Consider the following 10647-nt stretch of genomic DNA (forward strand, 5'->3'; position numbering starts at 1 on the left):
ATATGCTGGCAGCGGAGGAAGTCCTTTCCCTCAAGTTGAGCATCCCCATGCTGAAACTGGTAGCAGTCGTTCCCTTCAAGGGACAGAGCGCTTCGTGGTCGATGGTGGAGCAGCAGCGGTATGCCTATATCCTTTCCAAGGCAGACGATGTGGTGCATCTGAGTGAAGACTATTTCAACGGATGCTATTTCAAGCGGAACGACTACATGCTGTCGCATTCCGGCAGTGTGATTGCTTACTTTGACGGCAAGCCGAAGGGCGGTACTGCCTACACCTGTCGCAAGGCAAGGGAGAAGCGGATGCCTGTCGTCAATGTGTATTAGATGACTGCTTTCGATAAACGAGCAACGGGAAGCTAAACGCAAAAATATTTGCGTCCAGCTTCCCGTTTTGCGTGAAAATAGGCTGTTTTTGATGGTTGAACGCAAATATTTTTGCGTTCGTACCCTGGGAAGTTTCTTCCAGAAAGATTGTTTGGAAGAAAAATCAGCCGGATTAAGCCTCGATTAAGGATATAGGCTGTTAATCAGCCCAAACAGGCTGGCTTTTCCAATTCTCAGGAAATCCCATTGCAGAAATATCAATCATCGGATATTTTTCCAACAACGCCACGAGCCGGATTTTAAAATCATTGTCTGGGCGGATAATATCCATAAAGTGCTTCAGAATACAAAGTGTAAAGAATACACGTCCCTGCTGTACCTCACCTGTAAGCCATGGGCGCATTGGTCTGGTCATGGTTAGGGCACGCAACGACAAAGAGCGATTCCACAGACGGGCATGATGACAGCAGGAGTTACGCGTCAAAGTAATGATGGTCATCCATGATACGAAAACGGGGACCGACAACCCGAAGTACTTTGCAATCTTCTTCCGAAGCTGGTTGCTGGCGATGTTTTCATAAACTCGTGTCAGCGTTCCCAAGGGTATAATCTCAGCCAACATCCAGGAAGGTGGATAGGGTTCATCATAGGTGCGCTTGAAATGGCTGATGAAATCCTCTCGGCTGGTCTGCAGTTCTTTATCAATGAGTGCCTTGGTTCTATTGAACTTTTCTGTATTGGCAAAATACGATGGGGATGAAATCCAGAACACATCATTGGTTTCTGCACACAGGATGTTGGTGATGGCACTGCGGACTGCAATTTCTATGCGTTCGATTTGATTAAAAACAAGTAAGCGAAACTCCCGGTCAAATTCATAGAGGCTTAATGCACCATTCAAAGTGCTGCCTCTCTTATAAATATGGTTGGTTTTGGGAATTTCCAAGAACGGGTATAAATATCCTGACAAGCGGTAATAGCCTATAGACCTTAAAACCTGCTCGGCATTCATCGTTTCAGAACAATCTAATCCTCTGCTTTTCAGTATAGTTAAAAGTTCGGATGGTGATGAGTATTGCTTGGTGTATCTCATATATAAAAAAAACGACCCGCCGATTTAAGCATTGTGAAGAGGCTTGGCGGGTTCTTGTGATGCAAAGATAAGAAAGTTATTTGGTCTGACCAAATTCTTTGGCTCATTTTTGCATGATTATTAGCCTTTTCTGGGTGAATAATAATGTTAGTATATCGCTTGAATTAAAAATGTCAGTTGTCATGTATCGTCTTCGCTATCTTCCGCTATCGCTACCGTTTCCAAATCCAGTCCGAACATCTCCTTTAGCTGCAGGTAATCAAAGCACATGGCTTTCGGTCGGTTGGCTCTGATGCGCCGACACACCTTGCCATCCTTCTCTTCGATGATGTAGTCCGGTGTACCGTTCGACAACATGATGTGGAACCGGTCCTGCTTCAACCCGAGAAATGCCGGATGGGATTTCAGGTAAGAGAGAATAGTGGACCACGATGAGCGGTTGGCCGTGATGTTCTGGGTGGAGTTCCGGCTGCTGAACAGCGAGGAGATGGCTGCCATATTCAGGTAAAGAATCGGATGGGCCTCCTTGAACTCGATGTCCATGTTCGTAAGCATCGGACGGAACCTGGTGAGGTAGCGGATGTTGAAGTGTACCTTCTCCACGCATTTGCCGATACTCTGCCAGCCCTGGAGCATGTTCCAGAAGTCTGCCACCTCGGAACTTTCCTTGGCCAGTTCATTCTGGTTGCGCATGCCGCTGATGCAGGTTTCCAGCATCTGGGTATAGTTGAACGGCAGGTTCAGCACGCTTTCCAGCGTACGGAAAGCTGCCAGCGGAATCACCCAGTTTCCGAAGATACGGTCATGAATCTGTTCATCCTCCATCCGGATGGCCAGTTCATTCTTGGTGATACCATACAGGGTAGAGAAGTTCTTCTCAAAGAGGTCACGGTATTTGAGAATCTCCAGGGTCAAATGGGTCAAGCCTAAGTTACAGATGGCCTGCAGCTCTTCGTAGTGCTTCTTTTCCAGTATGCTGAAACTGGTCTTGGAATATTCCAGAAACAGCACACGGGTATAGAGCGCCATATCCTGTGTGGGCTTCTCCTGACCGCAGATGACCACTCCGGTCGTCACAATGGTCTGGGTGGCCATACCGTCCGTCCGAGTGTTCTTCTTGGTCTGCCCGCCACCGCCCCAAAGTCCCTTGAGAAAGGCAATCTTCCGGATGTCGAGGTCGTTCTTGTATTCGTCAAACACGACAAGAATGTTTACAGCCTGGGAAACCCGGTCGTTCATGGCCGGAACGGAAGCCACACCCATGTTGGGCGGTTCTACATCATGCAGGAAGAAAGCCTCCAGACTGGTAGCCAGCGTGGTCTTACCTGTACCTTTCTCACCGAACAGGTTCAGGATGGGGAAATGCCGGGTCTTCCGGTACACGATGTCACGGAAGATGGTTGCAAGCAGATAACCAAAGGCTACCCGGGCATTGTTGCCGAAGACGGTGGTCAGTTTTTCTACATAGTCGTAGAGCAAGGCTCCGCTCTTGTTGGTATGCACCATCAGACGCTCAAACTGGAAAATTTCCGTGTTGTCGCGGTAAATTTTGGATGTGGCCGGAATGTAGTAGGCATTGTTCTGGTTGTCAGTGATGATGCCCATGTCATCCACTTCATGGAACTCGCCGTCCTGAACGATGCCGTTACCGAAGGCGAAGAACTCCTTGCTTTCGTTCCAACCCAACTTGCGGATGCGTTCGGCAGTTCGGGTGCGGGCATAAAGAAACTCCTTGACATTGTTGAGCTTTTCAATCTTTCCTAACCATAGGAAATTGCCGCAGGAACCTATCTTCTGTTGGAAGTTGGCAATGGACACCAGGTCGGATTCCTTCAATTCCACCATGCAGGTTTCACGGAATGAATTGGTGAGTCGGAACAGGCGGACACCGTTGCTCTCGTCATGGATGTGGAAGAGGGGTTCCATCACGAAGTTGGAGAGGCGGATGGGGTCTTCATCATCTTTTCCCATACAGAAATAGCAGTTGTTGCGGACGAAAAGACCAACCTGCCGGAGCGCATCCGTCTCTTCCTGCTTCCGGCCCATGGTAGGTGTGCGGCTGTTCTTCTTGGATTCGTTGCGAACTTGCTCTACGGCACTCCGCCACAGCCGGGTCTTGCCGTGGATCTTTCCCAACTGCTCGATGCACCGGGTATAGACCATCTGGTCCTTTACATAGCGCAGCAGTCCGGCAATCCGGCTGACGCATTGACCCTCTTCTGCGAGCGAATCCACCTGAGCAAACAGCTTTTCCGCCATCCAGACAATGAAATATTTTTCCTTTAGGTTGCGGTAGATGTCCATGTCGTGAATGTAGCTGTCTGCATCGTTTTTTACAAGCACCTCCCGTTGGGCATCCTTTGGTATGGCTCCATCGTATTTTTCCAGCAGTTCTTCATCCGTCAGTTTTCTCAAACCAAACGGCAGTTCTCGGACGGTGACGGTGAACCCTTTCTGTACGGCCAATGCGCCGTTTTCCATAACCGCCTTGAAGCCGGGTCCGTAGGGGCTGTCTCTGGCCAGATCCGTATCGGGAATGAAACACAATGAGCTGGTGTAATGCTTCAATATCTCAAACTGGTTTTCGTTCCAGGCCGTGCCGAGGGTTGCCACCGTATTCTCCAGTCCGATGGACTGGAGACGCAGCACATCCGGCGCTCCTTCCACAATGATGAAGTTGGCAGCATTGCGCAAACGGAAAGCCCGGTCAATGCCGAACAAGGTTTCACCCTTGGTGTAAAGCAGACTGGTGACGGAGTTGATGTATTTGGGCGCTTTGGGATGGGTGCCGATATACCGGGCCGTATAAGCGATGATGCGTCCCCATTTGTTCCGAATTGGAATCATGATACGTTCACGGAACATCGGATAGAGCTTATCGTCTTCATTTTTCCGGAGCATCCCCAGCTCAATCAGAAACTCTTCGTTCAATCCCTGCTGCTTGCAAAAATCCATGAACGTATGGCTTTCCCTTGGCGCATAACCGATACCTGCTTCTGCACAGAAGTTCTCCGGCCATCGGTTGTAGGCATACTCCCGGGCATGACGGCTGTCATCATTGGCTGAAACGCGCAGATTCTCTGTAAAGAAGGTCTGTACCTTTTCCAGTATGGCATACAGGGAATCCTTGTGAGCTTGTTTCGCCTTGTCGGCATCCGTACGCTCTTCATCGTATTCGTCCTCCATCAGGATGTTGAACTTCTCGGCTAGCAAGCGGACCGCCTGCTGAAAGTTCAGGTTCTCCTTTTCCATAATAAAGGAGATGCCGTCACCGCCCCGGTTGCAGCCGAAGCAGTGATAGAGGTTCTTGTTCAGATTGATAGAGAAGGAGGGTGTGTTTTCGCTATGGAACGGACAGAGCCCTTTCATGCTGGTACGTCCGTCCTTGGCCAGTTTGACGTACTGCCCCACTATGGTCTCGATAGGTAGTTCCCTGACCTTGTCTATGGTGGACTCGCTGATCATAGCGTGCGAAGTTTAAGCCAGCAGTCCAAAATGGACTGACCGGAGTATTTCAGACGGCGGGTGTTCTGTGGGTTGACGGGTGTAATATGCCCGCATACCCGGTATTTGCGGAGCGTCTTGTAGCTGACACCCAGTTCAGCGCAAGTTCTTTTTACCGAATAGACTCCCAAAGGGTCTACCAATGGCCTTGTTTCATTCATAAAACAATAATACGTTTATGATTCCCATAAATAGGTGTTTTTAGTTTTTCCCCCTGTGAAAAGCCAAAAGCATCATTTGATGCGGAAGTCAATGATACCTACTGTTTGGATTGTCTGCTGCCTTTTCGTTTTTGTTCAGCCAGCGGATATCAGGAAGCAGAAAGAAAAATATCGCCGCTGAAATAGTTAATCTAGTCTTTATCTTTCTTGTTTGTTAGCGTAACAGGTTTGTTCGTTTCCATATCATTCATAACCTTTCTGACTTCTTTGGGAGCTACCTTCAGATAGTCTTGCGGACAGCGCTGCAGGAATCGCAGGTCGGCAGTCCTGTACTCCAGCCTTCCTGGTCTCCTGAATCCCTCTACCAGCCCAAGCTTTTTCCATCTTTCGATGTTCCTTCTACCAAACAGTTCAAAGGCCTTGCGCTGGGAGATAAACTCCGGGTCATGGGAGTCTTCTTTCAGGAATCTGACAATCTGTGATGCCAGGTCCTTGATGAACATCTCGTATGACACAAGATGATCCGAGAATTGCAGTGTATTCATATCTTCATACTGCTAATGGCTACTTGGTTCGCTTCACTGTAATGGTCCGGGCTTCCCTGTCCGTTTTGGTTGTATACTGACGGTTGTGGATGGCACCCAGTTCAGAGGCTTGCGTACGCACACTCTTCATCCGTGAGATGGGATAGATAACAGCCTCTCCAATTTGGAGGGCTTCCAGTACCGGACGAATTTTATTAAAATAATCAGCCATAATATTGTTTATTTAATGATTAATGTTTAACTTTGCAGTGGTATTTATCAATATAATCAGTTGCAAAGAAACAAATAAATGTTTTATAAGCAACAAAATGGGTGATATTATTTTGTTTAACGGCTATTTTTTAACATTTGACATGGCTTTTGAAATAAAACACATCAATGTAGGCAGCGCGATTGAAGATCGCCGCAAGCAATTGGATATAACCAAAACGGAACTCGGACGTCGAATCAATGTCCCTCAGCAGCACGTGAATCGTATTCTGGAGCGAGAAACCATGGAGACCAACAAGTTGGTACAGGTATCAGAGGCTTTGGAGTTCAATTTCTTTGAGTTGTTCTGCCCGAACAAGGATGAACGGGTTTCCGCCAAGAACGCGGCGGTGGCCTTTAACGGCAATGTGACCAATACACATGTGGGTGATGGAGTGGTGGATGCTTCCCTAGCTGTAGCCAATATACAGATTGCCTCTCTCCAGAATCAACTTGACACATTGAAAAAGTCAAATGCTACTCTTCATAACAACTTGGAGGACAAGGAACGTATCATCGCCATGAAGCAGGAGAAAATCGATATGATGCAGAAGGTGATGGACTTGATGCAGGAAAAGATTGATGCCTTGGAAGCCAGATAGGCTCAAGTCTGTTATATAACAAACGATGAAAGTTCAGTTGAGTTACTGAGCTTTCATCGTTTGGTGTTTTATGCCATATTGGCGATTGTTACAGTTGGTTTATGGTCAGTTCAATTCGGCTGATTATTTCAGGAGCATGGGTCAAGGGCTCGCGGTCGTTCATTTCGAAGACGGTTCCGTCGGCAAAGAAACAGAACAATTTTGCTTCTTTGTACTTCAATGTGCAACAGAGTTGCTTGTTGTCTTTTTCCTCCCAATAAACATGGAGTTGCTTGTGCTGTTCTATTTCATGAGAAAGATAGATGGGTCTTCTCAGATGTTCTGCCAGCATCGTCCGGATCTCCACGAATTTCTGCAACAAACGAAAGAAGTGGATTGCCTTGAATATTTCCGAGTAATTGGCAATTTCATTCGCTACCGGTGTGTATTTACATGAGCGGATGGCATAGTCAATCGCCTGTGCCCGTTTGGTGGTATCCATCAGGATATTCTCACGGAAGAACTGATTCTTCTGGTAGTACCTGGCGGTTTTGTCATAACCGGGAAGAACCTTCTCTACAGCAGGGCGCAATGCTTCGTAGGTTTCATAATTGGTGCGAGCGAAACGGTCGGCCAGATGATACAGGAACCAAAGTTCAATACAGGGATGGCTTTCTATAAAGATAACTCCCTGCTTCTTGTATTTTTCTTTAGTCGCCAGATAGAGGTTGTATTGCTCCTTGTTGTTGACCAGCGTGTCTGTATCAATGACCAGGAACAACGCATCTGCCCGTTCCTGCGGCTTCTTCTTCAATTCCTTATCAATCAGTTTCAGATTCTGCTTGTAGGAACTCCGGCTATTCTTGGGTACCTCGGGTACCATGGAGAAGCGGAATCGGTTGTTTGTTCTCAATCCGTCAAAGTAGAGCCATTCTGTAAAGCCTTCCCCGTAGATTTTGATTGTATATTCCAATGGTCTGATCTGTTCCATACCTTCCCTTTTAGTCATTTAGAAAAATGCTGCCCATATTGGGCTTGGCGCCGAGTTTGCCTGCGCGGTAAGCATTCAGGATGGAGACTTCCTTATGCAGGCCGAAATCCTTGGCACGATAGACTTCCGTAGCACCCGACTGGTTCTTGTTGGCAAAATACACCATGTCCCTGCGGATGTACTCCTCGTCCAGCAACATGAGGTTGTGCGTGGAAAAGATAAGCTGCCCTCTTTCAGAGTTGACCAGGAAGGTTTTCAGGATATGGGTGAACAGGTCATAGTGCAATGAACTGTCCAGTTCATCGCATACCAAAATCTGCTGGTTCTTCACCATGGTATAAAGCAAGGCCGAGAGTCCGTACATACGGTTGGTACCGTCCGACTCATCCATATTTGATAAGTCACCGGTATAGAAAGGAGTTTGGTGTGTGAAAAACAGCTCCTGCTTGGCCAGGTTGTCGGTCTGCGGTTCAGGCAAATGGAGAATATGCGCAATCTGTCTGACTTTTTCCAGTGTTTCTGCTGCCACTTCTCCTTTTTCTTCCTTGATATATAAGTCCGAAATGTTGAAGTCCGCCTTGTTCAGCATTTCACAGATAAACTTTTTACTCTCACTGTCCAGCCGCACCACATCATTGGCAAACTGTTCCAAATCCATCCGGTTGTCGAGCATGGGCAGGATTGTTCTTTCCAGATAGGCGCACAAATTGTCGAACAGCGCATTCCTTTCCACATTGGCATTCATGTAGGTGGCCAGTACACTCATATTGGGCAGGCAGTTGGATTCCACGAAAAGTTTTTGCGTAGCCGTCAGTTTCAGCAGTGGTCCGAAAGAGATAGTGGAGTTGCCCTTTTCTTCTATCCACTTGCGTTCAAAGAACAAGGCACGGCGGCTGTTGGGATAGAAATAAAGTTCCTCTTTGTAGATTCTCATTCCGTCCATTTCCACGAAATACTCATATCGGATGTCACCGATATAAAATATCAGCGTAAAGGAGGAGCGTTGGTTTCGGCTGTCCGCATCCATTAAGAAAGGGGTCAGTCCCGTACCTGAAGTGCTTTTGCGCGGACGGTTCAACAAAACGTAATAAACCAGCCACACTAAGGCTTTCAGCAGATTGCTCTTTCCCGAGGCATTCGGGCCATAAATCACTCCCAATTTGGATATACGCACGTTCTTAATCTTTACCACCGCATATTCCTCATACGTCTTGTCAGCCGAAGCCGTAAAATCCAATGTCTGTTCTTCCCGTATAGAGAGGTAGTTTTTGACTTTAAATTGTAGAATCATATTTTTATAGCGTTATTTTCGTAAGATATTTGCAAATATAGGCATTAAAAACAAGAATCACCAACCTTATCGCTGTTTTTATCTGACTGGTTGGGCGAATTTGATGGAATTTGCCGCTATTTGAACTTTAACATCTGCCAAACGCTATTTTACTGCTGAAAAAATGGGATGTTTAATGTTTAATGATTAACTTTGTAGGTGATACAAGGTGTGTATCAAAAGCTGATAGTTATAATCGAAAACAGAAGTAATATTATTAAACAATCAGTGAAGTAGTGATTGGTGATGTTGCCATCCAGTCATTACGCTTGAAACAAGAAAAAAGACTGTGCTCATTTGTGTGTACACTAAAAAGGTCACAATTCAGACGAGGTTGTGGTTGAAGTGCATACACTTCACATACACCAGCTACTGTATGGTCTGATATACAGCATTCAATTGCTGCCGTCCACGCTGCAGTTGTAGAATTCTGAATTTTAGCCGATTTTAGAGCGAAGTGAACGAAAAACGCATACACTATACATACACTAAATCAGTAAATTGGTGATTATCAGATGCGTTTTACAGAGGCCCAAGCTGCCGTTGAGGAATAAATCCTCAAAAAACGGCATTTCGTACACAGTGAACGCTAAACGCATACACTATACATACACTAAATCAGTAAGTTAGTGATTATCAGATGCGTTTTAGAGTGGCGCAGGCTGCTATTGAGGAAGCATAAATAGTATAAGATAATCATTGATTTAGGCTGTAATGGACTGTTTTTCAGACATTACAGCCTAAGTTGTTTTTAGGCGTTCGTGCATTTGTCCGCAAAAAATGAGTCAAATAAACGGTACTTGCTTACAAATAGCTTACTAAACTGAGAGGGTATGCTTACAAAGAACTTACAAAAGTAAAACAACTGTAAATCAATAAGGTATGGCAACATTTAAGACTATTGTAAGGTATAAGCGAGCTGATGGCTTTTACCAAGTGTACATTCGGGTACTTCATCGTTCAAAATCAGGATATATTAAGACAGACAAATTTGTTACAGACAAACAGGCATCTTCATTTGCAGAATTATGCTCATTGATAATATTGTCTATCCATATTTTACGAAAAATGGACAGAAAGGTTTATGGTCTGAACTGGCAGTTTAATAAAAACATATTCCATCACGTTTGCCGAATATCCATCTGGAGCATGTTCAATCCGTTTATTGGTGTAGCTTCATGGTTTGCCTTCTTCGTAGCCATTGAACATTTGGGAGAGTTGGAACTGGCAGCGACAAATGTAATACGTAGCATATCTACCTTATTTTTGTTATTGTCAATTCATTGGCAGCAACAACCGGCTCATTGGTAAGTAATCTGTTGGGGGCAGGACAAAAGAATCAGATTTTCTCGTTATGCAACCGGGTTATCCGTTTGGGATATGCCGTGGGATTCCCACTTATTATCTTTTCTATAATCTGTTTCAATCCACTTTTCAATATTTATTCGGATAATGAAAGCCTGATACAAATAGCACAGCTGCCATTTACAGTAGCTCTTTTGAATTATGCCTTTGCCTTACCTGGTTATGTATATATGAATGCTGTCACCGGAACAGGTGCCACACGTACAACCTTCATTTTTCAGACTGTAACCATTATAGCCTACCAGATTTATTTATGGACGATAAGCAATTTCAGCACATCACTTTCTATATATTGGACAGCAGAATATTTATATGTGATATTATTAGGAGTTCTTTCCGTTTTATATCTCAAGAAAATGAACTATTAAAAGTTTCAATGTTATGTGATGCATGAACCGTTTTATTTATAGAAAAGTAAGATTTCTTATGCCTCGAATTACCTTTGGGGATGTATCAACAATCCTCAAACCAATATAGAAAAAATGGATTATTAATTATATCTGCA

At 45.3% G+C, this 10647-nt stretch carries 11 protein-coding genes; 4 read left to right on the forward strand and 7 right to left on the reverse strand.

The features are described 5' to 3' along the window. Nucleotides 1–323, forward strand: a 323-nt coding sequence (locus BACCOPRO_RS00115) for an SLOG family protein (protein WP_008139719.1), incomplete at its 5' end; no start/stop codon positions are given. 199 nt (nt 324–522) lie between these two features. Here BACCOPRO_RS00115 and BACCOPRO_RS00120 read toward each other — a convergent pair. The 5 genes from BACCOPRO_RS00120 to BACCOPRO_RS00135 all read right to left on the reverse strand — a co-directional run bounded on the left by BACCOPRO_RS00120 (nt 523) and on the right by BACCOPRO_RS00135 (nt 5837). Next, a complete protein-coding gene (locus BACCOPRO_RS00120) occupies nt 523–1416 on the reverse strand; it encodes an Abi family protein (RefSeq protein ID WP_040310994.1) in 894 nt (297 codons plus the stop codon). Nucleotides 1417–1596: 180 nt separating this feature from the next. Then, the gene (locus BACCOPRO_RS00125; protein WP_008139721.1) at nt 1597–4881 is read right to left on the reverse strand and encodes a DNA primase; all 3285 of its coding nucleotides are present in this window, start codon (nt 4879–4881) and stop codon (nt 1597–1599) included. Continuing rightward, nucleotides 4878–5081, reverse strand: coding sequence for a hypothetical protein (locus BACCOPRO_RS17325; RefSeq protein ID WP_081446901.1), 204 nt, complete (start codon nt 5079–5081; stop codon nt 4878–4880). The genes BACCOPRO_RS00125 and BACCOPRO_RS17325 overlap by 4 nt, the downstream gene beginning before the upstream one ends. Before the next feature lie 191 nt (nt 5082–5272). Further along, the gene (locus tag BACCOPRO_RS00130; protein WP_008139723.1) at nt 5273–5626 is read right to left on the reverse strand and encodes a hypothetical protein; all 354 of its coding nucleotides are present in this window, start codon (nt 5624–5626) and stop codon (nt 5273–5275) included. A 19-nt stretch (nt 5627–5645) separates the two neighbouring features. Next, a complete protein-coding gene (locus tag BACCOPRO_RS00135) occupies nt 5646–5837 on the reverse strand; it encodes a hypothetical protein (RefSeq protein ID WP_008139725.1) in 192 nt (63 codons plus the stop codon). Nucleotides 5838–5934: 97 nt separating this feature from the next. Between BACCOPRO_RS00135 and BACCOPRO_RS00140 the strand changes: the two genes are divergently transcribed. Then, a complete protein-coding gene (locus BACCOPRO_RS00140) occupies nt 5935–6477 on the forward strand; it encodes a helix-turn-helix domain-containing protein (protein ID WP_050765237.1) in 543 nt (180 codons plus the stop codon). 88 nt (nt 6478–6565) lie between these two features. Here BACCOPRO_RS00140 and BACCOPRO_RS00145 read toward each other — a convergent pair whose 3' ends face one another. After that, nucleotides 6566–7447, reverse strand: coding sequence for an RloB family protein (locus BACCOPRO_RS00145; RefSeq protein ID WP_162231603.1), 882 nt, complete (start codon nt 7445–7447; stop codon nt 6566–6568). Nucleotides 7448–7457: 10 nt separating this feature from the next. Beyond that, entirely contained in the window at nt 7458–8738 is a 1281-nt protein-coding gene (locus tag BACCOPRO_RS00150; RefSeq protein WP_008139731.1) for an AAA family ATPase, read from the reverse strand. A 921-nt stretch (nt 8739–9659) separates the two neighbouring features. Between BACCOPRO_RS00150 and BACCOPRO_RS18385 the strand changes: the two genes are divergently transcribed. Together BACCOPRO_RS18385 and BACCOPRO_RS18390 are read left to right on the forward strand one after the other, a co-directional pair. Then, the gene (locus tag BACCOPRO_RS18385; protein WP_008139734.1) at nt 9660–10088 is read left to right on the forward strand and encodes an MATE family efflux transporter; all 429 of its coding nucleotides are present in this window, start codon (nt 9660–9662) and stop codon (nt 10086–10088) included. 8 nt (nt 10089–10096) lie between these two features. Further along, nucleotides 10097–10510, forward strand: coding sequence for an MATE family efflux transporter (locus tag BACCOPRO_RS18390; protein ID WP_246497804.1), 414 nt, complete (start codon nt 10097–10099; stop codon nt 10508–10510). Nucleotides 10511–10647 lie beyond the last annotated feature (137 nt).

Origin of the sequence: Phocaeicola coprophilus DSM 18228 = JCM 13818, assembly GCF_000157915.1 — a bacterium.
Taxonomy (GTDB): domain Bacteria; phylum Bacteroidota; class Bacteroidia; order Bacteroidales; family Bacteroidaceae; genus Phocaeicola; species Phocaeicola coprophilus.

Bases quoted from the DNA above. Each gene is read 5' to 3' on its own strand.
- BACCOPRO_RS00120 (WP_040310994.1), bottom strand. From the start codon at position 1,416: ATGAGATACACCAAGCAATACTCATCACCATCCGAACTTTTAACTATA.
- BACCOPRO_RS00145 (WP_162231603.1), bottom strand. From the start codon at position 7,447: ATGGAACAGATCAGACCATTGGAATATACAATCAAAATCTACGGGGAA.
- BACCOPRO_RS00130 (WP_008139723.1), bottom strand. From the start codon at position 5,626: ATGAATACACTGCAATTCTCGGATCATCTTGTGTCATACGAGATGTTC.
- BACCOPRO_RS00150 (WP_008139731.1), bottom strand. From the start codon at position 8,738: ATGATTCTACAATTTAAAGTCAAAAACTACCTCTCTATACGGGAAGAA.
- BACCOPRO_RS00125 (WP_008139721.1), bottom strand. From the start codon at position 4,881: ATGATCAGCGAGTCCACCATAGACAAGGTCAGGGAACTACCTATCGAG.
- BACCOPRO_RS00140 (WP_050765237.1), top strand. From the start codon at position 5,935: ATGGGTGATATTATTTTGTTTAACGGCTATTTTTTAACATTTGACATG.
- BACCOPRO_RS00135 (WP_008139725.1), bottom strand. From the start codon at position 5,837: ATGGCTGATTATTTTAATAAAATTCGTCCGGTACTGGAAGCCCTCCAA.
- BACCOPRO_RS18385 (WP_008139734.1), top strand. From the start codon at position 9,660: ATGGCAACATTTAAGACTATTGTAAGGTATAAGCGAGCTGATGGCTTT.
- BACCOPRO_RS17325 (WP_081446901.1), bottom strand. From the start codon at position 5,081: ATGAATGAAACAAGGCCATTGGTAGACCCTTTGGGAGTCTATTCGGTA.